We start from the raw sequence: 24377 nt of genomic DNA, 5'->3' as shown, positions 1-24377 counted from the left end.
GTTCACCCGTGCGAACTACGGGACAGCGGCGTATGACCCTTTTGCCGGCTCGAGCGCGCTCGCCGGCGCGCTCCGGTTCAGTCGTCGGGGTCGTCGGGGTCGTCGGAGGCGGGGGCGTCGGTCCCGTCCAGTTCGTCCACGAGGTCGCTCGCGAGGCCGGTGTATCCGGCCGGGGTGAGCGCGCGCAGTTCGTCGCGGACGGACTCGTCCACCTCGAGGTCGTCGAACAGCGCCCGGAAGTCCTCAAGCGTCACCTCTCGCCCCCGCGTGAGCGCCTTCACCCGCTCGTAGGCGTCCCCGTGGCCCTCCCGGCGGAGGATCGTCTGGACCGCCTCGCCGACGACCGCGGGCGTGGCCTCGAGTTCCTCGCGCATGACGCGCTCGTTGGGGACGACCTTCCCGAGCCCGGTCCGGAGCTTCGCGTAGCCGATGAGGCAGTGGGCGAACGCCGCGCCGACGTTCCGCTTCACGGTCGAGTCTGAGAGGTCGCGCTGGAGGCGCGAGGTGGTCACGTAGTCGGCGAGGAATCCGAGGTCGGAGTTCGCCTTCGAGAGGTTCCCCTCGCTGTTCTCGAAGTCGATGGGGTTGACCTTGTGGGGCATCGTCGAGCTGCCCGTCTCGCCCGCGGCGGCCTCCTGGCCGAGGTAGCGGTCGCTGACGTAGAGCCACGCGTCGCGGTCCAGGTCGAGTAGTACGTCGTTAACCCGGCGGAACGCGTCGAACAGTTCGGCGAGGTCGTCGCAGGGGTTCACCTGGGTGGCGAGCGGGAGGTGGGCGAACCCGAGCGACTCGACGAACGCCCGCGAGAACGCCCGCCAGTCCACCTCAGGGTAGGCGACGCTGTGGGCGGCGTAGGTCCCGGAGGCCCCGGCGAGCTTCCCGGCCAGCTCGACGCCCTCGATCGCGGCGACCGCCCGCCCGACGCGGGCGGCGTAGACGGCCATCTCCTTGCCGAACGTGGTCGGCGTGGCGGGCTGGCCGTGCGTCCGCGCGAGCATGGGGAGGTCGCGGTGCTCCCGGGCGAGGTCGGCGAGGTCGTCGCGGACGGCGCGCAGTTCGGGCAGCAGCGCCGCCTCGACCGCGCCGCGGACGAGCAGCCGCTGGGCGAGGTTGTTCACGTCCTCGCTCGTCAGCCCGAAGTGGATCCACGGGCCGTACTCCGGGAACGAGTCGCGGACGAAGTACTCGACGGCCTTCACGTCGTGGTTGGTCGCCGCGAACTCGCCGTGGCCCTCGGTCTCGATCCGCTTGACGAGTTCCGCGTCGTCCGCGTCGAACTCCTCGTACAGCGCCCGGAGCGCGGCGCGGTCGTCCGCGCCGATCGAGAGCGGCGTGACGTCGAGGTCGGCCAGCGCGAGCAGGTACTCCACCTCGACCCGCACGCGGGCGCGCATCAGGCCCGACTCGCTCGCGTAGGGGACGAGCGGGGCCGTCTTCGATGCGTAGCGCCCGTCGAGCGGCGAGACGGCGTCGAGTGACGTTCGCATACCGGGGGGTGTGCGCACCGGGCGAAAAAGGGTGTCGAAGTGGCCGGATCATCTGTACACGTTCGCGTATATCGGATGGGGGAGGGCCGTCGGTCTACTGCATGACTGTGCACTCGAACCGACACCGCTTTGGGCCTCCCCCCGGCCCTGACACACATGAAGATCGCGGGCATGGCGAGCAATCGCGGGCGCAACCTGCTGAACGTAGACGACCGAGCGCCGGGCGGCGCGTCGCTGTCGGTCGTCCTCTCGAACCGCGCCGCCGCCCCCGTGCTCGACGCCGCCGCCGAGCGCGGCATTCCGACGGAGAGCGTCGAGCGGAGGGAGGGCGAGTCGCGCGAGTCCCACGAGCGGCGGATCCTCGATGCCCTCGCCGACTACGACTTCGACGTCGTCTGCCTCGACGGGTACATGCGCGTGCTGACGAGCGAGTTCCTCGACGCCGCGCCGCCCACGCTCAACGTCCACCCCTCCCTGCTCCCCTCGTTCCCCGGCACGAACGCCCACGAGGAGGTACTCTCGGCGGGCGTCCGCGTCACCGGCTGCACCGTCCACGTCGTCACCGAGGAGGTCGACGCCGGCCCCGTCGTCGCCCAGGAGCCGGTCCCCGTCTACGAGGACGACACGGCGGAGACGCTCAAGGAACGCGTGCTCTACGAGGCCGAGTTCCGCGCCTACCCGCGGGCCGTGCGGGCGGTCGCCGAGGGGCGCGTCGAGGTGACCGAGGACGACGTCCGCGTCGAGGGCGACGAGTCCGGGGCGCTCCCCCGGCGGCGGCTCGTCGGCGAGGACCGCCTCGACGCGCTCCGCTACGGCGAGAATCCCCACCAGGACGCCGCGCTGTACGCCGACCTCACCTGCGAGGAGGCGACGGTCGTCGGCGCGCCGCAGCTGAACGAGGGCGCGAAAGCGCTGTCGTACAACAACTACAACGACGCCGACGGCGCGCTGAACCTGATCAAGGAGTTCGACGAGCCGGCCGCCGCGGTCATCAAGCACACGAACCCGGCCGGCTGCGCCACCGCCGACTCGCTCGCGGACGCCTACGCGCGGGCGCTCTCGACCGATCCGATGAGCGCCTTCGGCGGCATCGTCGCGCTCAACCGCGAGTGCGACGCCGCCACCGCCGAGCGGATCGTCGACTCGTTCAAGGAGGTCGTCGTCGCGCCCGGCTACGCGGGCGACGCGCTCTCCGTGCTCCGGGGGAAGGAGAACCTCCGCGTGCTCGACGTGGGCGAGTTCGACGGTTCGTCCGCCGACGGACGCGCGGGCGAGCGCGACCGCTGGTCCGAGCGCCTCGTCGAGAAGCACGTCACCGGCGGTCGGCTCGTCCAGGAGCGCGACCTGCGGACCGTCACCGCGGACGACCTCGAGGTCGTCACCGAGCGCGAGCCGACCGAGGAGGAGATAGCGGGGATGCTGTTCGGCTGGAAGGTCGTCAAGCACGTCAAGTCGAACGCCGTCGTCTTCGCGACGGGCACGGAGACGGTCGGCGTCGGGATGGGGCAGGTCTCGCGCGTGGACGCGGTCCGCCTCGCGGGCACGAAGAGCGAGGAGCACGCCGAGGGCAAGGACGCGCGCGGTGCCGTGATGGCCTCGGACGCGTTCTTCCCCTTCCCCGACGGGATCGAGACGGCGGCCGAGTACGGCGTCGAGGCGGTGGTTCAGCCCGGCGGATCGGTCAACGACGAGGACGTGATCGAGGCCTGCGACGACCTCGGCATCGCGATGGCGTTCACCGGGGTTCGTTCCTTCAAGCACGACTGAGGGGTGGCGAACGGCGGTGGCCAACGGCGGGAGCGGAGTGTGGGGACGCGTCGGTCGCCGGGATCGCCCTCCGACCCCTCCTCGGTTTCGCGTCCGATCGACCGAACCTCACCGCGGACGGTACGTCACCGACGGCCGTCCCTCTCTCCGACGAGAACAGCGTATACAACGTCGTGGCCACAACTTTCGGGCGGTATGCCCCGGGAAACAATTGCGGAGTTCGACGTCGACCGCGTCGAGGTGCTCTCGGCGGCCGGGACGGTCGATGAGGACCTCGAACCGGACCTCTCCGACGAGCAACTCCTCGCGCTGTACGAATCGATGAAGCGCTCGCGGGCGCTCGACGAGAAGGGAGTGTCGTTGCAGCGGCGGGGCGAGATCGGGACGTTCGCGCCGGCGGTCGGTCAGGAGGCGGCGCAGGTCGGGAGCGCGTTCGCGCTCCGGGAGGACGACTGGATGGTTCCGAGCTTCAGGGAGCACCCCGCGTACCTCACCCGGGGGACGCCGATCGCGACGATCCTCGCCTACACCGCGGGGATGGAGGAGGGGGCGGTGATCCCCGAGGGGGAGCGCAACATGCCTCCGTCGATCGCGGTCGGGGCGCAGGTCCCGCACGCGGCGGGGATCGGCTGGGCCCAGGAGATCAAGGACGACCCCGCGGCGACGCTGGTCTACTTCGGCGACGGGGCGAGTTCCCAGGGCGACAGCTACGAGGGGATGAACTTCGCGGGGGTGTTCGACGCCCACGCGGTCTTCTTCTGTCAGAACAACCAGTACGCGATATCGGTACCGAGAGCGCGGCAGACGGACGCCGAGACGCTGGCGCAGAAGGCCATCGCCGCCGGGATCGAGGCGGTGCAGGTGGACGGAAACGACGTGCTCGGGGTCTATTCGGTCACCGCCGACGCGCTCGAGCGGGCGCGGGAGGGCGAACCGTGGATGATCGAGGCGGTCACCTACCGGCGGTCGATGCACACGACGGCGGACGATCCCTCCGTCTACCGGGACGAGGCCGAGGAGGAGGCGTGGGCCGAGCGGGACCCCATCGAGCGGTTCGAGCGCTACCTGCGGGATAGGGGCGTCCTCGACGACGAGCGGATCGCGGAACTCGATAGCGAGATCGCGAGCGACACCGACGAGGCCTTCGCCGAGACGCGGGAGATGATGGACGCCCTCGACGCGGCGGACATGTTCGAGCACGTGTACGAGGAGCTGACGCCGGACCTGGAGGCGCAGCTCGCGGCGTTCAGGAGGGCGAACGATGGCGAATAACCTGAACGTCGTCGAGGCGGTTCGACAGGGCCTCGACGAGGAGCTATCGCGCGACGAGGACGTGATCGTCTACGGGGAGGACGTCGGCGTGAACGGGGGCGTCTTCCGCGCGACGCAGGGGTTGATCGAGAAGTACCCCGACCAGATCTACGACTCGCCGCTCGCCGAAGCCGGGATCATCGGGACGGGCGTCGGACTCGCCACGTACGGGCTGAAGCCGGTTCCGGAGATCCAGTTCGCCGGCTTCATCGACCAGGGGTTCCACCAGCTGAAACAGCACGTCTCCCGGCTCCGGAGTCGGTCGCGGGGGAGCTTCAACTGCCAGATGACCGTGCGCGCACCCTACGGCGGCGGCATCCACGCGCTGGAGCACCACTCCGAGAGCTTCGAGGCGGGCTACGCCCACGTCCAGGGGATACAGGTCGTCGTTCCCTCCACGCCGGCCGACACGAAGGGGCTGCTGACCGCCTCGATACGGGACCCCGACCCGGTCGTCTTCCTCGAACCGATGCGGATCTACCGGCGGTTCAGGGAGGCGGTCCCCGAGGGCGAGCACGCCGTTCCCCTCGGGGAGGCGACCGTCCGCCGGGAGGGCGAGGACGTCACGGTGATCAGCTGGGGGGCGATGATGTGGGAGACGCTCCGCGCGATCGAGGACGCGGAGGCGAGCGTCGAGGCGATCGACCTCCGCACGATCTCCCCGCTCGACACCGACACCGTCGTCGAGTCGGTCCGAAAGACCGGACGCTGCGTCGTGGTTCACGAAGCGCCGAGGACCGCGGGGATGGCGGCGGAGATCACTGCGCGACTCAACGAGGAGGCGTTCCTCTACCTCGAAGCCCCGGTCCAGCGGGTGACCGGGTACGACCTCCCCTTCCCGCTGTTCGGACGCGAGGAGCGGTACCTCCCGGACCGGGGACGGATACTCGACGGCATCGAGCGCGCGGTGACCTTCTGATCCCGTCGTTCCCATCACTCCCGACCTCCAGGCACCCCGGCCACCGGCGACCCTACCCGCGCTCCCCTTGCCCGCTCCCTCGCCGCGCGGCGGCGTCGGGATCGCGGAGCGAGAGCCCCTCGACCCAGTGCGTCAGGTCGACGAGCACGTCGTCGACCTCGGCACACCGCCGCTCCGCTTCGGCCAGGGTGACCTCCTCCCCGGGTTCAAAGAGGTCGGTGAACGCCCGCCGCCGCGTCGAGATCGGATGGGACGGCGAACAGCCGTCGTCCACTTGTTGACGAAACCGGTCGTACGCGAGGTACCGCTCGTCGGGGAGCAGTTCGACCGCGAAGCTCGGCGCGAACCCGTACGCCTCCCGGTATCCTCCGGGTCCGGTACCGACTCTCTCTACGGTGAAGGTGTATCGATCGCGTGCCATCCTCGGCGTAGTCACGCCTCCTCTCCGGGACAAACCTTCCGGTACGCGTCGCCGCCGCGCGTCGGAGACTTCACTCCGATCTGGGCGTTCGCTCCCGCCTCCGACCGGATCGCCGATCCGACGCCTGCCTCGAACCATGCTCAGTGACCCGCGCACGGCCGCGGCGAGAACGTCAGACCATCAAAATAGTATCAACTTCGACCGGGGGTGTGGAAACCGCCGTTACGACGTGTTGTTCGTGCTCGTGTTGTTCGTGCTCGTGTCGTTCCCGCCGGTCTGATTGCCGCCGCCCCCGCCGACCGTCTGGTCCTCGGTGGGGCTGTAGCTGACGTTGATGACGCCGTCCTCGTTGTTCTCGAACAGGGCGAAGCTATCGCTCAGGTCGTAGACGGTGTTCATCTCGGCCTCGGCGGACTGCGCCGGGAAGAACGGCACCGTCTCGCCCGTGCTCACGTACTCGATGAGCCGGGTGTTGAAATCGCTGAACAGCGCGATGTCGATCTCCTCGGGCGCGTAGTCGATGACGCCGGAGACGAACCGGAACTGCTGATTCGGGTGGAAGTCGTTGGCGTACATCAACGCCTTGAACTGTTGGCCCGACTCGTCGGGCTGCGCCGCCACGGAGCCCGTTCCGGAGAGGCCGACCATCGCGGCACCGGTGGCGAGCGCACCCTTCTTCATGAACGACCGGCGGGACGGTTCGTCGAACACTGTCTCGGTAGGTTCGTCACTCATTGGAATCACCTTCCCACGCGCCGTGGGCATTCGTTCCAACGCCCGCCAGCCCCTTAACAAGCCCTCATTATTTGATATGTTATTCGAGATTACATACCATTAGGGGATCGTAGTTCGTCGATCTTCATCGGTTATCGTTCCTGATTGACTTTTCCATCGATCGTTGCCCCGGCGAACCTTTATATCCGAGAGCGCGGCCAGCGTCCCCGTGCGCTGACACCCGCCACGGGTCGTCCTGCGGTCGCGCGGCACAGCGACCCGTGGAGCGGCCGTGCCGCCTGCCCGCCCTGGCACCCCGTCGGCCGAGCCTACGCTTTTGCGCCCCCGCGTCGTCCTCTCCGTCGGATGCTCCTCGCCGTCGCGCTCGGTGCGGTCGCGCTCCCCTACGCGACGCTGTGGCTCAGCCGTAGCGCGCGCGTGCGGTCCGTCGCCCGCCGCCTCGATCGTACCGGCTGGCCGTCGCGGCTCGCCCTCGTAGCCGCCGCGCTGTCGATAGCCGCGCTCGGCCTCGCGGGGAGCGCGTTCGTGACGTTCCCGGTCGCGCCGGCGTGGGCGTTCGTCACGCTCGCGCTGTTCGGCTACGCGCACGTCGAGCTGTTCGTCGCCGCCGATGAGCTCCGCCGCTACCCCGACGAGCGCGCGCTCCACTTCGCGCTCGACGCCCCGGCGACGTGGCCGTCCACGGCGATGCGGATCTACTCGACGTGGACGTACCTCGTTCGGACGCGCCACCCCTGGCTGGCACTGGCGTACCTCGCCTGCGCGGCGCTGTGGGGGGTCGCCCCGTACGTCGGGCTCCCGCCGGCGGCGGCCGTCGTGCTCGCGAGCGACAGCCTCGTGCTCTCGCTCGCGTGTACGCACGGCGCGCTCGCCGACCACCGCGAGCCTCGCGCCCGACTGGAGCCGCGTCTCGACGGCACGTGAGTGGAGCGCGGTCGATCGGCAGCGGATGCTTCGACAGGCTAAAGCGGCCCGCTCGGAAGCATCCGAGTATGGAGTTCTACGAGGCGGCGTCGTTCCTCTTCGACCTCCGTCGGTACCCCTCGCGGAAGGGGCTCGACGCCACCCGCTCGCTGCTCTCGGCGCTCGGCGACCCCCACGAGACCGTCGAGTTCGTGCAGATAGCGGGGTCGAACGGAAAGGGGAGCACCGCGCGCATGGTCGAGCGCACGCTCCGCGAGGCGGGCCTCGACGTCGGCCTGTACACCTCGCCGCACCTCTCGGACGTGCGCGAGCGCGTCCGCGTGAACGGCCGGAAGGTGACGAAGGCGGCCGTCGTCGAGTTCGTCGAGGCGGCGCGCGAGCCAATCCTCGACGCCGCGGGCCGCGGCGACTGCCCGACGTTCTTCGAGACGATGACCGTCCTCGCGCTCTGGGAGTTCGCCCGACAGGAGGTGGACGTCGCCGTGCTGGAGGTCGGCATCGGCGGCCGGTACGACGCGACGAGCGTCGTCTCCCCCGCGGCGAGCGCCGTCACGAGCGTGACGCTCGAACACACCGACCTGCTCGGCGAGTCGGTGGACGAAATCGCCCGCGACAAGGCGCAGGTCGCCGGCGAGGGGCCGCTCGTCACCGGGACGACGGGCCGCGCGCTCGACGCCATCCGCGAGGCGGCCGCGGACGTCGACGTGGTCACCGTCGGGGACGGCGACGCGGACGTGGTCGTTCGGTACGACGGTCGCGAGGCGCTCGAGGGGCGCGTCTCGCTGACCGGCGACGGCTGGTCGGTCGACGTGCGCCTCCCGCAGCTCGGCGCGCACCAGGCGACGAACGCCGGCGTCGCGGCCGCCCTCGCGCGCGCGGTCGCCGACGTGGACGAGACGGCCCTCGCCCGCGGACTCCAGAACGCCCACTGGCCGGGGCGATTCGAGGTGATGTCGCGCGCACCGCTGACGGTGCTCGACGGCGCGCACAACCCCGGCGGCTGCGTGAGCGTCGCCGACACGCTCGCGGAGTTCGCCTTCGGCGACCTCCACCTCGTCTTCGGCGCGATGAGCGACAAGGATCACCCCGGGATGGCCGAGGCGCTCCCCCGCGCGGACTACGTCTACGCCTGCCGCCCGGATCTCGACCGCGCGGAGGCGCCCTCCGCGCTGGCGCGGGTCTTCGCGGGCGAGGCGGGTGAGGTGGTCGAGTCGGGTGACGTCGCGGGCGCGCTCGACGCGGCCCTCGACGCGGCCGCGCCCGACGACTGCGTGCTCGTCACGGGGTCGCTCTACACGGTCGCGGAGGCGCGCGAACGGTGGACGCGCGTCGAGATCCCGAAGAGCGTGCGGAACCTCGAACAGGCGCGGGCGATGCTCGAGGACGCCGACGTGACCGCTTCCGGCGTCTGGCGGATGCGGGGGAAGGGCGTCCACCGCGTCCTCAAGACGCGCGTCCAGCCCCGGCAGGCGCAGTACATAAAGGAGGAGATGCTGAGCCTCGGCGGCGAGTGCGCCGTCTCGGGGCTCTCCTCGCAGGACCGCGAACCGGTCGACGTGGTGTTGATGGGGACGCTCGCTCAACACAGGCGCCTCCGCGAGAAGCTCGACGGCCAGCCGTACGGCCTGACGCAACTCGGCGACGCGCTCGGCGACGCGCTCGCCGTGGACGCGGACCCGAACCGCCACGGCTACCCGTGGGAGGAGCGCCCCTGCGTGATGGGTATCGTCAACGTCACGCCGGACTCGTTCCACGACGGCGGCGAGTACGACTCGGTCGAGGCGGCGGTCGAGCGGGCCGAGGCGATGGTCGAGGCGGGCGTCGACGTCCTCGACGTGGGCGGCGAATCGACGCGCCCCGGCGCGACGCCGGTCCCCGTGGACGAGGAGATCGACCGGGTGGTTCCGGTGATCGAGCGCCTCGCGGACCTCGACGCGCTCGTCTCCGTGGACACGCGGAAGGCGTCGGTCGCCCGGGCCGCCCTGGAGGCGGGCGCGGACGTGCTCAACGACGTCTCGGGGCTGGAGGACCCCGAGATGCGCCACGTCGCCGCCGAGTACGACGTCCCGATCGTCGTCATGCACAGCATCGAGGCACCGGTGGATCCCGACACCACCGTCGAGTACGACGACGTGGTGGAGGACGTCATCGACGCGCTCACCGAGCGCGTCCTCCTGGCGGAGAAGGCGGGCCTCGACCGCTCGAAGATCATCGTCGACCCCGGCATCGGCTTCGGGAAGTCCCGGCGCGAGAACTTCGAACTGCTCGGGCGCGTCGACGAGTTCCACGCGCTCGGCTGTCCGGTGCTCGTGGGCCACTCCCACAAGTCGATGTTCGACCTCGTCGGCTGCGATTCGGCGGACCGCCTCGCGCCGACGATCGCGGCGACCGCCGTCGCCGCCGAGCGCGGCGCGGACATCATCCGCGTCCACGACGCCCCGGAGAACGTCGCCGCCGTCCGCACGCAACTGGCGGCGACCGACCCCGACCGGTTCTGAACCGAACCTGCAACGCTTATATTTAGGCCGCCCTAAATCGGGCCGTGAGCACTTCACGGCCCGAACGGATCGACGCCGCGTCCGACCGCGAGGTCAGAGCGGTCGCCTGCCGGACGCGTCCGGAGCGGACGGTCATCATCGAGGAGGGGAACGTCGACGGGTGGCTCTCCTCGGATCTCGTCGTCGACCTCCCGCGGTACCGGTAGGTTCCCCCCTGTCCCTCGCGGCGCGCGACGTCCAGAGTCACTAGTGCGCCGGAACCCGTTTCGGTCCGACGACGCATCAGATAGACCGTATGAACGACGACCGCCCACTCCTCGAACGCCTGCACGCCCGCCTCGAAGCGACGGCGGACCTCCCGCTCGATCGGACGGCGAACCGCTGGCTGGGCGAGGCGGAGGCCGTCGCCGCGGACGTCGCCCGCGGGGACGCGCCGGAGGCGGCGGTCGAGCGCCGCCTCGACCAGGTACGGACGCTGCTCTCGCACGTCGAGGGGACCGGCCACCCGGAGGGCGACGCGCACGTCGAGGCGGCGCGGGCGCTGCTCGACGAACTCGACGAACGCGACGGCCCCGATGGATCCGGCGGGTCCGACGACCCCGGTAGCTCGGGCCGGAAGGGCGGGGAAGGTTAGCGCGCCGCCCGTTCCGCCTCCTTTGCCCCCTCGAAGTCATAGCGAACTCCCGTGAGGTTCTCGGAGGCGATCCAGAGCTGTCGGGCGGCGGTCCGGTCGTGGGACTTCGCGTTCGACGTCACCCGGTCGGGGGGTCCCTGGTACTGGAGCGGTCCCGGACCGCGCGGTCCGTAGAACGCGCCGCCCTCGACCGGCGAGCCGGCGGCGGCGTACAGGATCGGGAGCGCGCCGCGCGCCGCCGACTGGGCGAAGAGGGCGTTTCCGAGGTCCATCAGCCGCGCCCGCAGCCGGTTGCCCTCCATCTCGGGGCCGGCGCGCTGGAGGCCGGTGGCGGCCCAGCCGGGGTGGGCCGCGAGGCTCAGCGCGTCGAGGTCGGCCGCCTCGAAGCGGCGCTGTAACTCGTAGGCGAACAGCAGGTTGGCGAGCTTGCTCCCGGCGTAGGCCTCGTAGCGGTCGTACGACTCCTCGTCGGGCGTATCGAGCCGCAGCGTGCCGCGCCCGTGGAGGAGACTGCTCACGGTGACGACCCGGGTCGTCCCGTCTGTCGCCGCGAGGCGGTCGAGTAGCAGGCCGGTGAGCGCGAAGTGCCCGAGGTGGTTGACGCCGAACTGGAGTTCGAAGCCGTCCGCAGTCCGGCGGTACGGCGTGTGCATCACGCCCGCGTTGTTGACGAGGACGTGGAGGTCGTCGTGGGCCTCCCGGAAGGCCCCCGCGAACGCGCGCACGGAGTCGAGGTCGGCGAGGTCGAGCGTCAGGAGGTCGAGGTCGGCGTCGGGGAACGCGGCGCGGACGCGTCGCCGGGCGCGCTCGCCGCGCTCCTCGCTCCGGCATGCCATCGCGACGGTCGCGCCGCGGGCGGCGAGTTCGCGCGTCACCCGGTAGCCGAGTCCGCCGTTCGCACCCGTGACGACGGCCGTTTTCCCGCTCTGGTCGGGCAGTCGATCCGCCGTCCAGTCGTTCGTAGCCATGCCGTCGGCCCTTGGCGGGGCGCGCGGATAACGCTGACCGCGTCGGCGTGCGGGCGAGTCTCCTGTCACCCCCGAAGGGCTATCTCGCCCCCCGCCCACACTCACCCCATGCGCGACATCGAGCGCTACCTCAACATCCGGAGCGCCTACGGTGGGTCGCTCTCCCCGTCGGGCACGCTCGCCTTCCTCATGGACACGACCGGCGTCCCGCAGGTGTGGACGCTCTCGGAACCCGAGGCGTGGCCCGAACAGCGAACCTTCTACGACGAGGCCGTCTCGTTCGTCTCCTGCTCCCCGACCCGCGAGGAGGCCGTCTTCGGCATGGACGAGGGCGGCGACGAGCGGATGCAACTGTACCTGCTCGACCTCGATCCCGACCCGACCGCCGACCCGATCGCGGGACTGACCCTCCCGTTCGACATCTCGGAGAGCGATGCTCGCGCGAAACACCGCGGCGGCACCTCGGGCCGCAGCGAGCCCCGCCCGAGCGATGCTCGCGCGAAACACCGCTGGGGCGGCTGGAGCCACGACGGCGAGCGATTCGCGTTCGCCTCGAACCGCCGGGACGAGGCCGCCTTCGACGTGTACGTCCAGGGCCGCGACGAGCGAGGCGACGAGGCCGAACTCGTCCACGAGGGCGACGGCTGGCTCACCGTCGAGGGGTTCTCGCCGGACGACTCGGCGCTGATCGTCACCGAGGCCTACTCCTCGTTCGACCAGGACGTCTACGCGCTCGATCTCCCCTCGGGCGACCTGACCCACCTCACGCCCCACGAGGGGACCGTCCGCTTCCTGAGCGCGACGTGGGCACCCGACGGAAGGGGGATCTACGTCGTCACCGACCGCGACTCGGACCTGCTGTACCTCGCGCGCGTCGGCCTCGACGGCGCGCTCGAACCGGTCGTCGAGGACGACGAGTGGAACGTCGACGGCGTCGCCCTCGATCACGACACGGGGCGGGCGATCTACTCGCGCAACGTCGACGGCTACACCGAGTTGACCGTCGGCGACCTCGACGGGGCGACCTTCCGGGGCGGGCGGACGCTCGATCTCCCGCCGGGCGTCGCGGGCGGGGTCAGCTTCGACGAGGGCGCGCGCTCGTTCTCGCTCACCGTCACCGGGAGCGTCGAGAACGCGAACGTCCACGTGGTCGACGTCACCTCCGGCGAGCGCGAGCGGTGGACGCGCGCCTCGACCGCGGGGGTCCCCCGTGAGTCGTTCGTCGAACCCGAACTCGTTCGCTACGAGAGCTTCGACGGCCTGGAGATCCCCGCGTTCTTCTCCGTCCCGTGGGCGGCCAACGAGCGCGACGGCGCGGTGGGCGACGGCGTGCCCGTCGTCGTGGACATCCACGGCGGCCCCGAGAGCCAGCGCCGCCCGTCGTTCTACGCGCTGAAGCAGTACTTCCTCCGGCGTGGTTACGCCGTCTTCGAGCCGAACGTCCGTGGCTCGACCGGCTACGGGACGGCCTACGCGCACCTCGACGACGTGGAGCGGCGCATGGACAGCGTCGCCGACGTCCGCGCGGGCGTCGAGTGGCTCTCGCGTCAGCCGGTCGTGGATCCCGACCGGATCGTCGCCTTCGGCGGCTCCTACGGCGGGTTCATGGTGCTCGCCGCGCTCACCGAGTACCCCGACCTCTGGGCGGCGGGCGTGGACATCGTCGGCATCGCCAACTTCGTCACGTTCCTCGAGAACACCGGGTCGTGGCGGCGGGAACTCCGCGAGGCCGAGTACGGCTCGCTCGAGGACGACCGCGAGTTCCTCGAGTCGATCAGCCCCGTCAACACCGTCGACGCGATCCGCGCACCGCTGTTCGTCCTCCACGGCGCGAACGACCCGCGGGTCCCCGTCGGCGAGGCCGAACAGGTCGCGGAGGCCGCCCGCGAGCAGGGCGTGCCGGTCGAGACGCTGATCTTCGAGGACGAGGGCCACGGCGTCGCCAAACTCGAGAACCGGATCGAGGCCTACTCGCGCATCGTCGCGTTCCTCGACGAACACGTCTGAGCGCCTAACTGTTTCGTCGCCCGTAAGGCGACCTTTTCGCTCGACGCGGCCGCCCACCCCGTCCCACTGTGTTAATTAACCATACATGTAACGAATGGAATATACGTTGTCCACCGGTCGATAAAACGCTGATTTAACACCGTCTGTGGCGCTGGAAGGTCATTCGGATTTATGTACGGCGATGTGAAACGATCGGTCGATGTCCGTGAGCGACACCCACGAGCGCGTCTCCGATTATCTCCGGGTGCTCGACGGTTCGTACAGCGGATTCACGGTCCGGCAGACGACCCTCAGCGTCCGCGCCGAGGTGTACGACAGGATGGCCTCGCTCGCGAGCGCGGGGGTCGTCGACGCCGCCGTCCGCGTCCGGAACGCCACCGACGAGGTACTCGCGGTCCGCGAAGCGGGCGACGGCTGGACCGACCCCTACGGTCTCGTCCGCCGCGACGAGACCATCGAGTCGGGCGCGCGCCGTTCGCTGCGCGAGCGAACCGGCATCGATGCCGCGCTCGACGACCTGCTCGGCGTCACGATCGTCTGTCTGACCGACGCGACGAACCCCGACCGGGACTCGCTCTACCGGCTCTCGGCGCTCTTCTCCGGTCGCTACGTCGGCGGCGAGCCCGAGTCCAACTGCGCGTGGCGTTCCCGTCCCCCGCGCTCGATCTCCGCGATCTAGCCTAGATGACGCCCGTCACCGTCGCGGCCTCGACGGCCGCCTCGCGGCTCACGCCGTCGCCGAGGATCGTGTAGCGGTCGCGGATCTCGTGGGCGGTCGTCATCGCCTCGACGAAGTCCTCGGCGGTGATCCCCAGCTCGTCCGCCGTGGTCGGCGCGCCGATGTCCGCGAGCGCGTCGCGGACGTTCCGCCAGCGCCCCGCCGACCCCGAGTGGAGGTACTCGGTAACGACGCTCGCGACGCCGACCTGGTGGCCGTGCAGCGCCGCGCCGGGCGCGATGCGGTCGAGCTGGTGGGAGATGAGGTGCTCCGCGCCGCTCGCGGGCCGCGAGGAGCCGGCGATCGACATGGCGACGCCGGAGGAGACGAGCGCCTTCACGACGATCCAGGCCGACTCCTCCAGTCCGGGCTTGATCGAGTCGGCGTTGCCGACGAGCATCTCCGCGGTCATCTGCGAGAGCGCCCCGGCGTACTCCGAGTACTCGACGTTCTTCAGCCGGTGGGCGAGCTCCCAGTCGCGGACCGCCGTGTAGTTGGAGATGATGTCGGCGCAGCCCGCCGTGGTGAGCCGCCAGGGGGCGTCGGCGATGATCTCGGTGTCTGCGACGACCGCGAGCGGCGGCTCCGCGGCGACGCTGTGGCGGGTGTCGCCCTCCGGGACCGACCCCCGCCCGGAGACGATGCCGTCGTGGCTCGCCGCCGTCGGCACGCTGACGAAGCCCATCCCCAGCTCGTCGGAGGCCATCTTCGCGATGTCGATGGCCTTCCCGCCGCCGACGCCCACGAGGAAGTCGACCTCCTCGGCGCGGGCGGCCTCGATGACGCGCTCGACGGCGGCGAAGCTGGCCGTCTCGACGGTGACGGTGACGCTCGCCTCGAACTGTTCGGCGACGCGCTCGCCGGCGATCCGCCGGGGCGTCGGGCTGGTGACGATCAGCGGCGTCCCGCCGAGGTGTACCTCGTCGATGGCCGCGGCCGTCTCGTCGATGACGCCGTGGCCGACGACCACGTTGCGCGGCAGGCGAATCCACGCGAGTTTGTCGAACATACAGTCCGGTGTCTGTCGCGCGTCATAACGGTTTGTTTGTCGGGGGCGTTAGAACGTCTCCAGCACGCCGAGCACGCGCTCCTCGGCCTCGCGGTCGGGCCCCGCCTCGCGCCCCGCGCCGTCGGGGTGGGCCTCGACGGTCGCCGCGACCGTCTCCGCGAGCGGGGTCGCCTCCCAGCCGAGCGCCTCCAGCCGGTGGGTGTCGAGGACGTGCGGGTACCCGCGGTACAGCGGGAAGTCCGCCGGCTCGACGCCGCCCGCCGACAGTTCGCGGGGGCCGGCGCGGACGACCTCGACCTCGCGGCCCGCCTCCGCGGCCAGCAGGTCGACCCACTCGGGGAGGGTCGGGAGCGTGTGATCGCCGACGTTGTACGCCGCGCCCGCCTCGCCCGCCTCGGCGACGGTGCGCAGGGCGCTCGCCACGTCCCCGACGTACGCGAGGTGCCTGAGGGAGGTGTACGGAACGATCACCCGGTCGTGGTTCAGGACGCGGTCGATCCAGTAGTCGAAACGCTCGGTGTAGTCGTGGGGGCCGTAGACGACCGGCGGGCGGACGCTCGTCGCGCGGACGCCGCGCTCGGCGGCGGCCAAGACGGCGCGGTCGCCCTCGGCCTTCCGGGGGCCGTAGGTGTCCATCGAGTCGTCGGCCGCCTGCTCGGGCGTGCAGTCGTGCAGCGGCGTCTCACCCTCGCGCTTGGGGACGACCTCCCGCCCGTAGGCCGCCCCCGAGGAGACGTAGACGTAGGCCCCGCAGTCGGCGAAGACCTCGGTCGCGGCGCGCACGTCCCTGGGGTGGTAGGCGACGCAGTCGATCACGACGTCGGGGTCAGCCCGCTCGCGGGCGAGCGCGAGCGCGGAGTCGTTCGTCCGGTCGCCCTCGACGTGCTCGACCCCCTCGCGGTCGGCGAACGGGTTCTCGCGGTTCCCGCGGGTGAAGATCGTCACCTCGTAGCCGGCGTCGAGGAACTCCTCGACGGCGTGCCGGCCGATGAAGCGCGTCCCGCCGACGATCAGTGCGGTGTCCATGACGCTGGCTTCGGCGGACGGGGCAAACGTGTGGCGATCCCCGCCGCTCAGAGGTCGAGGCGCTCGCCGTCGGCCGGGACGTACACCCGGTCGCCGACGCCCGCCTCGTCGACCGCCGCCCGGAGGTCGGCGCGAGAGAGGGGACAGTGGTTGATGGCCTCCATGTGGACGGCGACGACGGGCGCGTCGGCGTGCTCGCGGACGGCGATCACGTCCTCGGCGGTCATCGTGATCGGGTCGCCCTCGACGAACTGCGCCGCGCCGGCGTTCACGACCACGACGTCCGGGTCGTACCGCTCCAGGGTCTCGCGGACCCCCTCGTACCAGACGGTGTCGCCGGCGAGGTAGACGCTCCGACCGCCCTCGGCGCGCAGGAGGAACCCCGAGACGGGTCCCATCCGCTCGGCGAGGTCGCCGCGGCCGTGACGGGCGGGCGTCCGGATCACCTCGAGGCCGCCGAACACGCGGGCGTCGTCGACCGTGCGGATGTCGGTGAACCCCGCCTCCGTGAGTTCGTCCACGTCCTCCGGCTGGCAGAACACGGGTCGGTCGTCCGGTAGCCGGTCCCTCGCCGGGTCGTCGAGGTGATCCCGGTGGAGGTGCGTCACCAGGACGGCGTCCGCGGAGAGATCGACGTCGGGGAGGTCCACGAGCGGGTTGCGGCGGTCGTTCGGCGAGTTCGGGATCGGCGGGTTCGCGCCCGCCTCGCCCAGCATCGGATCGACGAGGACGGTCGTCCCGCCTACCTCGACCAGCAGCGTCGCGTGTCGGATCAGCCGGACCGAGAGGTCCTGGGTCGCCATGCTCGTGGATCGCGCGGGAGCGGGAAATCGGTTCGGATCGGTCTCCGACCCCTAGAGAGTATCGTAGCCGGCCGGAGGCACGGTGAGACCCGACTGGTCGGGGCATCGATTCTCACGGAGCGAATCGATGGAGTAGTACGATACTCCCTATCAGTCCGCCCCGCCGCGCAGCGCCGCGTCCGCCTGCGCCGCGACGGGGGTGGCGCTCTCGGGGAGCTCCGTGCGGACGTCCCAGCGCTCCTCCTCGGCGATGACCGCGGCGTAGGCGTCGGGGAGCACCTTCACCACCGAGGAGAGCGCCTCCTCCCAGTCGTCGAGGAGTTCCGCGGCGCGGTCCGAGTCGGTGTGATCGTAGTGGTTCTCCACGAGGCGGCGGAGCATCCGGCGGTCGCGCTCGTCGAGGTCGCGCTCGAGCGCCACCATGCCCGTGTTCGCCTTCGACTCGAAGTCGCCCGCTTCGTCGAAGACGTAGGCGACGCCGCCGCTCATCCCCGCGGCGAAGTTCCGTCCGGTCTCGCCGAGGACGGCGACGACCCCGCCGGTCATGTACTCGCAGCCGTGGTCGCCACAGCCCTCGACGACGGCCTTCACGCCGGAGTTGCGGACGGCGAAGCGCTCGCCCGCAACGCCGTTGATGTACGCCTCGCCGTCGGTCGCGCCGTAGAGCGCGACGTTACCCACGAGGACGTTCTCGTCGGGTTCGTAGCCCGCATCGGGGGGCGTCTCGACGACGAGCGTGCCGCCCGAGAGGCCCTTGCCGACGTAGTCGTTGGCGATGCCCGTGAGGTGGAGCGTCACGCCGCGCGCGAGGAACGCCCCGAAGCTCTGGCCCGCGACCCCCTCGAGGTCGAGGGCGATCGTGTCGTCGGGCAGCCCCGCCTCGCCGTAGCGCGTCGAGACGTGGTGGGAGAGCATCGCGCCGACCGCGCGGTCGGTGTTGCGTATCTCGCTCGTGACGTGGACGGGCTCCTCCCGGTCGAGCGCGGGCGCGGCCCCCGCGATCAGGCGGTGGTCGAGCGCCTCGTCGACCTCGTGGGCCTGTTCGGTCGTCTTGGTCCGCCCGTCGCCCGAGGGCTGGACGAGCATCGCGCCGAGGTCGAGCTTCCTCGCCCGCGGGTGGGTCACGTCCTCGCGCTGGCGCAGGCAGTCGGCGCGGCCGACCATCTCCTCGACGGTGCGGAAGCCGAGTTCGGCCATCAGCTCGCGCAGCTCCTGAGCGATGAACGTCATGTAGTTGACGACGTGATCGGGCTGCCCCGGGAAGCGCGACCGGAGGTCCTCGTCCTGCGTGGCGACGCCCACCGGGCAGGTGTTGTTGTGACACTGCCGGGCCATCACGCAGCCGGAGGTGACGAGCGGGGCGGTGCCGAAGACGTACTCCTCGGCCCCGAGGAGGGCGGCCACGGCCACGTCGCGGCCGGTCTTGAGCCCGCCGTCGACGGTCACGCGGATGCGCGAGCGCAGGCCGGTGTGCCTGAGCATCTGGTTCGCCTCCGCGAGGCCGAGCTCCCACGGCAGCCCCGCGTTCTTGATCGAGGTCTTCGGGGACGCGCCGGTCCCGCCGGAGTGACCGGAGACGTGGACGGCGTCAGCCTTCGCCTTCGCCACGCCGGCCGCGATGGTGCCGATGCCCGCCTCGGAGACGAGCTTCACGTTCACGTCGGCCTCGGGGTTCGCCGTCTTCAGGTCGTGGATCAGCTGCTTCAGGTCCTCGATGGAGTAGATGTCGTGCAGCGGCGGCGGCGAGATCAGCCCCACGCCGGGCGTCGAGCAGCGGACGTGGGCGATCATCTCGTTCACCTTCTTGCCGGGGAGCTGCCCGCCCTCGCCGGGCTTCGAGCCCTGGGCCATCTTGATCTGCAGCTCGTCGGCGTGCGTGAGGTAGTTCGACGTGACGCCGAACCGGCCGGAGGCGACCTGTTTCACGTTGCACTCCTTCTCCGTGCCGAAGCGCTCGGGCGGTTCGCCGCCCTCGCCGGTGTTCGACTTCCCGCCGATGCGGTTCATGGCGATGGCGTTGTTCTCGTGGGCCTCCGGCGAGAGGCTCCCGAGGCTCATCGCGGCCGTCGAGAAGCGCCGGACGATCTCGTGGATCGGCTCGACCTCCTCGATGGGGACCGGATCGCGGTCGGACTCCAGTTCGAGGAGCCCGCGCAGCGTCTGGAGGCGCTCGTTCTGGTCGTTGCTGAGCTCGGCGAACTCCTGGTAGCGCTCGTAGTCGCCCTGCCTGACCGCCTGCTGGAGCGTGCCGACCGTCTGCGGGTTCCACTCGTGGTGGATGCCGGTCTTGCGGTTCTCGAACTCGCCCTGGCGTTCGAGTTCGGGGTCGTCGCCGAAGGCGGCGGCGTGGCGACCGCGCAGGTCCGCCTCCAGGTCCTCGACGTCGACGCCGCCCGTGCGCGCGGTGGTGCCCTCGAAGTACTCGGCGACGAAGCCGGAGTCGAGGCCGACCGCCTCGAAGATCTGCGCGCCTCGGTAGCTCTCGACCGTCGAGATACCCATCTTCGCCATCGTCTTCAGCAGCCCGTCCTCGAGCGCCTTCCGGTAGGCGGCGAGCGCCTCGTCGAGGTCGGCACCGTCGGGACCGGCGACCGTGTCCTCGATGGTCTGGTGGGCGAGGTAGGGGTTGATCGCGCCCGCGCCGTAGCCGACGAGCGTCGCCATCTGGTGGACGGTGCGCGGGTCGCCGGACTCGACGACGAGGCCGACGCGGTTGCGCAGCCCCGTGCGGACGAGGTGGTGGTGGACCGCACCGACGGCGAGCAGGCTCGGGATGGGCAGGCGCTCCGGGCTCGCCGCGCGATCCGAGAGGACGAGCACGTCGTACTCGTCGACGGCGCGCTCGGCCTCGTCGCGGACGCGCTCGACCGCCTCGGCGAGCGTCTCGTCGGGATCGAAGGTGATGTCGACGACGGTCGAGGGGACCCGCCCGTCCAGTTCCTTGATCGCCGCGGTCTGGGCGTCCGTGAGGAACGGCGAGTCGAGCACGAGCTGGCGGGCGTGCTCCGGCGACTCCGCGAGGAGGTTGCGCTGATTCCCGAGGCGACACTCCATCGACGTGACCAGCTCCTCCCGGATGTAGTCGAGCGGCGGGTTCGTCACCTGCGCGAACAGCTGTTTGAAGTACGAGTCGAGCGGCCGGTTGTAATCCGAGAGGACCGTGAGCGGCGTGTCGTCGCCCATCGAGCCGACGGGGTCCTTCCCGTCGGTCGCCATCGGCTCGATGAGGTGGTCGAGTTCGTCGTAGGTGTAGCCGTAGAGCGCCTGGTGGGCGCGCAGACCGTCGACGCGCTCGCCGAGGCTCGGCTCGTCGTCGAGGTCGAGGAGGCGGACCTGCCCCTCGCGGACCCACTCGCCGTACTTCTCGTCGGTGAGGCGCTCGAACACCTCCTCGTCGGGGATGACCCGCCCCTCGGTGGGGTCGGCGAGGAAGAGCTGACCGGGCTGGAGGCGTCCCCGCTCGCGGATCTCGCTCGGGTCGTGATCGAGCGCGCCGACCTCGCTCGCCATCACGAGCGTGTCGTCGTGCAGTACGTCGTAGCGACACGGACGGAGGCCGTTGCGGTCGAGCACCGCCCCGACGCGCTCGCCGTCGGTGGCCGCCACGAGCGCGGGGCCGTCCCACGGCTCGACGAGCGAGGCGTGGAAGTCGTACCACTCACGGCGCCCCTCGCTGACGCCCGTCTCGGGGTCACGCCACGCCTCGGGGATGAGCATCCGGAGGACGTGGGGGAGGTCGCGCCCGCCCTGCAGGAGCAGTTCGACCGCGTTGTCCACGCTCGCCGTGTCGGACTGCTCGGGGTCGTCGATGACTGGTCGGATCGTGTCGATCTCCTCCCCGAAATCCGGGTGTGCGAGGTCGTTCTCCCTCGCGCGCATCCAGTTGATGTTCCCCTGAATGGTGTTGAACTCGCCGTTGTGGACGATGGTTCGGTAGGGGTGAGCGAGGTGCCACGCGCCGAGGGTGTTCGTCGAGAAGCGCGCGTGGACGAGCGAGAACGTGGAGCGGAAGCGCTCGTCGCGGAGGTCGGGGTAGTACTCCGAGAGTTGCTCCGCGGTGAGCAGGCCCTTGTAGACGAGGCGGGTGCGGTCGAGCGAGCAGACGTAGAAGCGCTCTCGACCGGGGACGTCGCGGTTCTCGACGCTCTTCTCGACGGCGCGGCGACCGACGTAGAGCCGGCGGTCGAACGCCGCCGCGTCGGGAGCGTCGGTCGGTCCCACGAACACCTGCCAGACGTCGGGCTCCGAATCGAGCGCGGTCTTTCCGAGGTCGGCGTTGTCGGTCGGGACGTCGCGCCAGCCGAGCACCTCGAGGTCGTGTTCGGCCAGCACCTCAGCGACGAGCGCCTTCAGTTCGCCCTGCTTCGATTCGTCTCGGGGCAGGAAGACGGACCCGATCGCGTAGGGGTCCGGGAGGTCGAAATCGACCTCGGATCGGAAGAACTCGTCCGGCACCTGCAGCATGATACCCGCACCGTCGCCGGTGTTCTCCTCCGCGCCGGTCGTTCCGCGGTGTTCGAGGTTTCGAAGGAGATCGAGCCCGTCCGATACGATCCGGCGGGAGCGCCCGCCGTCGAGGTCCATGACGAGCCCCACCCCGCAACTTGCGCGGGCGTCGTCCGGCCTTGCGAGTCCGGCTCCGCCCGCAAAGCTCCCTTTGTGATGTCTGGCCATACTCCATCACGGCTATCGTACCCCATGAGAGTTCTGCTCAAGGGGCTATCCTACTGTTTATGCTATATTAAGACATATTACAGGCGGGCGGGTGTGGTAAAAGACTGGGGTAGTGGGGGATAATCTACCGGGGAGGGTGGAAATAATGCAAACAAAACAATTCGGAACGCCGTCTCGAAGTGACGTTCGTCGCGAGGGGTCGCGTCGCCGGGCGGCCGGCCGATCCGCCTTTCGCCCCGACGCGGCCTCCGATCTCCCCTCGCCGCTCTGCCCGGTTCGACCGGCCCTCGCTCAGTAGGACTTCGCGAAGTAGGCCGTCGTCTCCGCGCCCTCGCCGCAGACGCCGCAGGTGTCGTGGATCGGGGGCTCGTCCTCGTCCATCGGCACCATCACGATCTCGGCGGCGATCTGCTCCTTGATCTCGGCTTCGCAGGCCTCCTCGCCGCACCAGCCCGTCTTCACGTACCCGCCGTGTCGGCCGATCGTGCCGAGGATCTCGTTTCGACTGTCGGCCTCCCGGACGTTCGACTCAAGGTTCTCCTCGGCGGCGGCGTAGAGCTTCGCGTAGACGGTGTCGAGCGCGCCCTCGACCGCCTCGACGAGGTCGCTCCGGTCGGCCGCCTCGGACTCGCCGTCGGGGCGGTGGACGAGCGTCACCTCCCCGTCCTCGACCTCGTTGGGACCGACCTCGATCCGGAGGGGGACGCCCTTTAACTCCCACTCGTTGAACTTGAAGCCGGGGTTGCGCTCGTCACGGTCGTCCAGGTGGACGCGGACCCCCGCCCCGTCGAGTTCGTCTCGCAGGTCACCGCAGTACTCGAGGACCGCCTCGCGGGTGTCCTCCTGCCAGATCGGAACGATCACGACCTGCTCGGGGGCGATCGTGGGCGGCAGGACGAGTCCCTGGTCGTCGGAGTGGGTCATGATGAGCGCTCCCAGCGCGCGCCAGGAGAGCCCCCACGAGGTGGTGTGGGCCAGTTGTTCCTCCTCGTCCTCGTCGGCGTAGGTGACGTCGTAGGCCTCCGCGAACGACGTCCCGAGGTAGTGGCTCGTGCACGACTGGACGGACTTGCCGTCGGGCATCAGCGCCTCCAGCGTCGTCGTCGTGTCCGCGCCGGGGAACTTGTCATGGTCCGGCTTCTTCCCGCGGAGCGCGGGGATGGCGAGCACGTCGGTGTAGAGACGTTCGTACTGGTCGAGGCGGCGGATCGTCTCCTCCCACGCCTCCTCGCCGTCGCGGTGGGCGGTGTGGCCCTCCTGCCAGAGGAACTCCTTCGTGCGGAAGAACGGCTTCGTGTCGGTCGCCTCCCAGCGCACGACCGAGCACCACTGGTTCAGCCGCATGGGGAGGTCGCGGTGGCTGCGGATCCACTGCGCCATGAACGGCGTGATGATCGACTCGCTCGTGGGTCGGACCGCCAGGCGCTCTTCGAGTTCGTCGTACCCGCCGTGGGTGACCCACGCCACCTCGGGGTCGAACCCCTCGACGATGTCCTTCTCGCGTTCGAGGTAGCTCTCGGGGATGAACAGGGGGAAGTAGGCGTTCTGCACGCCGGTCTCCTTGAACCAGCCGTCGAGGTGCGACTGCAGTCCCTCCCAGAGGGCGTACCCGCGGGGTCGGGTGACGATGAAGCCGCCCATCGGCGCGTAGTCCGCGAGGCCGGCCTTCCGGACGACCTCGGCGTACCAGTCGCCGGGGTTGTGCGCTTTGGACTCGGTGATGCCGAGTTCCTGTTCGCCGCTCATACCGGTAGGTGTCGCAGGGCGGGCTTAAGTCCGACGTGATGCTGGCACGGCCTCACGCGCCCGAACGTCGTCGACCCCCGGGGGGTCGAGGGGGAACCGGAGGTCGACGGAAACGATAAGTGCGAGACACCCGACTGAGTGGCCGTGTGCCCCCGAATGGGGCATGGTTTCAGACGAACCCTTGTGGGGTTGAAGGGGAACTCGCGCCAGCACATCCGGCGGTCGGGGTGGCGTTTCAGACGAACCCTTGTGGGGTTGAAGGGCAGTACCAAGCGAACGTGAGTTACGAGGGGCGGGTTTCAGACGAACCCTTGTGGGGTTGAAGGTCGATGGTGGAGACGTGGCCCATGCTTTGGACCGCGGTTTCAGACGAACCCTTGTGGGGTTGAAGGACGACATGATGAGCCTCGCGAACGAGACGACCAACTCGTTTCAGACGAACCCTTGTGGGGTTGAAGGGCGAGCTCGTCGAAGACGAGTACGTGAACATTCGAAGGTTTCAGACGAACCCTTGTGGGGTTGAAGGGCCCGCGAAAAGAGCCGGGCTTTCGCGGTGTCGGGCAGTTTCAGACGAACCCTTGTGGGGTTGAAGGTCTGCGGCTCTTGATCGCCTTCGAGAGCGTCCCAGGTTTCAGACGAACCCTTGTGGGGTTGAAGGATGTATCCGCTGGTGTCGATCGTCTGGCCGGCGTGTTTCAGACGAACCCTTGTGGGGTTGAAGCGTGGTCGC

Annotated in this window: 18 protein-coding genes and 1 CRISPR repeat array; of the genes, 9 read left to right on the top strand and 9 right to left on the bottom strand. The window is 70.2% G+C overall.

Annotated features, from left to right (window positions below; translation table 11 throughout):
• Nucleotides 1-77: 77 nt before the first annotated feature.
• Nucleotides 78-1487 (bottom strand): adenylosuccinate lyase, encoded by a 1410-nt coding sequence (gene purB / locus P1K31_RS08245; protein ID WP_276302852.1) that lies wholly within the window; start codon nt 1485-1487, stop codon nt 78-80.
• A gap of 156 nt (nt 1488-1643) precedes the next feature.
• On the opposite strand from purB, the gene purN reads away from it, so the two are divergent.
• From purN to P1K31_RS08230, 3 genes are all read left to right on the top strand, one after another.
• Nucleotides 1644-3254 (top strand): phosphoribosylglycinamide formyltransferase, encoded by a 1611-nt coding sequence (gene purN, locus P1K31_RS08240; RefSeq protein WP_276302851.1) that lies wholly within the window; start codon nt 1644-1646, stop codon nt 3252-3254.
• Between the two features lie 195 nt (nt 3255-3449).
• Entirely contained in the window at nt 3450-4526 is a 1077-nt protein-coding gene (gene pdhA / locus P1K31_RS08235; RefSeq protein ID WP_276302850.1) for a pyruvate dehydrogenase (acetyl-transferring) E1 component subunit alpha, read from the top strand.
• Nucleotides 4516-5484, top strand: coding sequence for an alpha-ketoacid dehydrogenase subunit beta (locus P1K31_RS08230; protein WP_276302849.1), 969 nt, complete (start codon nt 4516-4518; stop codon nt 5482-5484). The genes pdhA and P1K31_RS08230 overlap by 11 nt, the downstream gene beginning before the upstream one ends.
• Nucleotides 5485-5536: 52 nt before the next feature.
• Here P1K31_RS08230 and P1K31_RS08225 read toward each other — a convergent pair whose 3' ends face one another.
• Nucleotides 5537-5905 carry a hypothetical protein gene (locus tag P1K31_RS08225; RefSeq protein ID WP_276302848.1) on the bottom strand — a complete coding sequence of 123 codons (369 nt, stop codon included), beginning with the start codon at nt 5903-5905 and terminating at the stop codon, nt 5537-5539.
• A gap of 222 nt (nt 5906-6127) precedes the next feature.
• On the bottom strand, nt 6128-6640 hold the full coding sequence (locus P1K31_RS08220) for a twin-arginine translocation signal domain-containing protein (RefSeq protein ID WP_276302847.1): 513 nt from the start codon (nt 6638-6640) through the stop codon (nt 6128-6130).
• Between the two features lie 345 nt (nt 6641-6985).
• Here P1K31_RS08220 and P1K31_RS08215 point away from each other — a divergent pair, with 345 nt between their 5' ends.
• From P1K31_RS08215 to P1K31_RS08200, 4 genes are all read left to right on the top strand, one after another.
• The gene (locus tag P1K31_RS08215) at nt 6986-7564 is read left to right on the top strand and encodes a hypothetical protein (protein WP_276302846.1); all 579 of its coding nucleotides are present in this window, start codon (nt 6986-6988) and stop codon (nt 7562-7564) included.
• Nucleotides 7565-7632: 68 nt separating this feature from the next.
• A complete protein-coding gene (gene folP, locus P1K31_RS08210; RefSeq protein ID WP_276302845.1) occupies nt 7633-10062 on the top strand; it encodes a dihydropteroate synthase in 2430 nt (809 codons plus the stop codon).
• 44 nt (nt 10063-10106) lie between these two features.
• Nucleotides 10107-10268, top strand: coding sequence for a hypothetical protein (locus P1K31_RS08205; protein WP_276302844.1), 162 nt, complete (start codon nt 10107-10109; stop codon nt 10266-10268).
• A gap of 89 nt (nt 10269-10357) precedes the next feature.
• Nucleotides 10358-10696, top strand: a complete 339-nt coding sequence (locus tag P1K31_RS08200; protein WP_276302843.1) for a DUF8152 family protein — start codon at nt 10358-10360, stop codon at nt 10694-10696.
• Here the strand turns inward: P1K31_RS08200 and P1K31_RS08195 are convergent.
• Entirely contained in the window at nt 10693-11664 is a 972-nt protein-coding gene (locus P1K31_RS08195) for an oxidoreductase (RefSeq protein WP_276302842.1), read from the bottom strand. The genes P1K31_RS08200 and P1K31_RS08195 overlap by 4 nt on opposite strands.
• A gap of 108 nt (nt 11665-11772) precedes the next feature.
• Here P1K31_RS08195 and P1K31_RS08190 point away from each other — a divergent pair, with 108 nt between their 5' ends.
• Both P1K31_RS08190 and P1K31_RS08185 read left to right on the top strand, forming a co-directional pair.
• A complete protein-coding gene (locus tag P1K31_RS08190) occupies nt 11773-13671 on the top strand; it encodes a S9 family peptidase (RefSeq protein ID WP_276302841.1) in 1899 nt (632 codons plus the stop codon).
• 199 nt (nt 13672-13870) lie between these two features.
• Complete coding sequence (locus tag P1K31_RS08185; protein WP_276302840.1) at nt 13871-14350, top strand: NUDIX domain-containing protein; 480 nt, start codon at nt 13871-13873, stop codon at nt 14348-14350.
• A 1-nt stretch (nt 14351) separates the two neighbouring features.
• On the opposite strand, the gene P1K31_RS08180 is transcribed toward P1K31_RS08185, so the two are convergent.
• The 5 genes from P1K31_RS08180 to proS form a co-directional block, all read right to left on the bottom strand.
• Entirely contained in the window at nt 14352-15398 is a 1047-nt protein-coding gene (locus tag P1K31_RS08180) for an NAD(P)-dependent glycerol-1-phosphate dehydrogenase (protein WP_276302839.1), read from the bottom strand.
• A 48-nt stretch (nt 15399-15446) separates the two neighbouring features.
• Nucleotides 15447-16424, bottom strand: coding sequence for an NAD-dependent epimerase/dehydratase family protein (locus P1K31_RS08175; RefSeq protein WP_276302838.1), 978 nt, complete (start codon nt 16422-16424; stop codon nt 15447-15449).
• A gap of 47 nt (nt 16425-16471) precedes the next feature.
• Nucleotides 16472-17227, bottom strand: coding sequence for an MBL fold metallo-hydrolase (locus P1K31_RS08170; protein ID WP_276302837.1), 756 nt, complete (start codon nt 17225-17227; stop codon nt 16472-16474).
• Nucleotides 17228-17377: 150 nt separating this feature from the next.
• Nucleotides 17378-21901, bottom strand: a complete 4524-nt coding sequence (gene gltB / locus P1K31_RS08165) for a glutamate synthase large subunit (RefSeq protein ID WP_276302836.1) — start codon at nt 21899-21901, stop codon at nt 17378-17380.
• Nucleotides 21902-22192: 291 nt separating this feature from the next.
• On the bottom strand, nt 22193-23647 hold the full coding sequence (gene proS, locus P1K31_RS08160; RefSeq protein WP_276302835.1) for a proline--tRNA ligase: 1455 nt from the start codon (nt 23645-23647) through the stop codon (nt 22193-22195).
• Between the two features lie 166 nt (nt 23648-23813).
• Nucleotides 23814-24369: direct repeats of the CRISPR family, unit length 30 nt; unit sequence GTTTCAGACGAACCCTTGTGGGGTTGAAGG.
• Between the last annotated feature and the right edge of the window lie 8 nt (nt 24370-24377).

It is taken from the genome of Halomarina halobia (assembly GCF_029338575.1).
Classification (GTDB): Archaea; Halobacteriota; Halobacteria; order Halobacteriales; family Haloarculaceae; genus Halomarina; species Halomarina halobia.
The sequence above is the reverse complement of the archived record's forward strand: the minus strand, read 5'-3'. Positions and strand labels throughout refer to the sequence as shown.

Excerpts from the sequence above, each read along its gene's own strand:
- P1K31_RS08225 (WP_276302848.1), bottom strand. The coding sequence starts at position 5,905 with ATGGCACGCGATCGATACACCTTCACCGTAGAGAGAGTCGGTACCGGA.
- purB (WP_276302852.1), bottom strand. The coding sequence starts at position 1,487 with ATGCGAACGTCACTCGACGCCGTCTCGCCGCTCGACGGGCGCTACGCA.
- proS (WP_276302835.1), bottom strand. The coding sequence starts at position 23,647 with ATGAGCGGCGAACAGGAACTCGGCATCACCGAGTCCAAAGCGCACAAC.
- P1K31_RS08180 (WP_276302839.1), bottom strand. The coding sequence starts at position 15,398 with ATGTTCGACAAACTCGCGTGGATTCGCCTGCCGCGCAACGTGGTCGTC.
- gltB (WP_276302836.1), bottom strand. The coding sequence starts at position 21,901 with ATGGCCAGACATCACAAAGGGAGCTTTGCGGGCGGAGCCGGACTCGCA.
- P1K31_RS08170 (WP_276302837.1), bottom strand. The coding sequence starts at position 17,227 with ATGGCGACCCAGGACCTCTCGGTCCGGCTGATCCGACACGCGACGCTG.
- P1K31_RS08185 (WP_276302840.1), top strand. The coding sequence starts at position 13,871 with ATGTCCGTGAGCGACACCCACGAGCGCGTCTCCGATTATCTCCGGGTG.
- P1K31_RS08230 (WP_276302849.1), top strand. The coding sequence starts at position 4,516 with ATGGCGAATAACCTGAACGTCGTCGAGGCGGTTCGACAGGGCCTCGAC.
- P1K31_RS08190 (WP_276302841.1), top strand. The coding sequence starts at position 11,773 with ATGCGCGACATCGAGCGCTACCTCAACATCCGGAGCGCCTACGGTGGG.
- P1K31_RS08200 (WP_276302843.1), top strand. The coding sequence starts at position 10,358 with ATGAACGACGACCGCCCACTCCTCGAACGCCTGCACGCCCGCCTCGAA.
- P1K31_RS08215 (WP_276302846.1), top strand. The coding sequence starts at position 6,986 with ATGCTCCTCGCCGTCGCGCTCGGTGCGGTCGCGCTCCCCTACGCGACG.
- P1K31_RS08195 (WP_276302842.1), bottom strand. The coding sequence starts at position 11,664 with ATGGCTACGAACGACTGGACGGCGGATCGACTGCCCGACCAGAGCGGG.
- P1K31_RS08175 (WP_276302838.1), bottom strand. The coding sequence starts at position 16,424 with ATGGACACCGCACTGATCGTCGGCGGGACGCGCTTCATCGGCCGGCAC.
- P1K31_RS08220 (WP_276302847.1), bottom strand. The coding sequence starts at position 6,640 with ATGAGTGACGAACCTACCGAGACAGTGTTCGACGAACCGTCCCGCCGG.
- pdhA (WP_276302850.1), top strand. The coding sequence starts at position 3,450 with ATGCCCCGGGAAACAATTGCGGAGTTCGACGTCGACCGCGTCGAGGTG.
- folP (WP_276302845.1), top strand. The coding sequence starts at position 7,633 with ATGGAGTTCTACGAGGCGGCGTCGTTCCTCTTCGACCTCCGTCGGTAC.
- purN (WP_276302851.1), top strand. The coding sequence starts at position 1,644 with ATGAAGATCGCGGGCATGGCGAGCAATCGCGGGCGCAACCTGCTGAAC.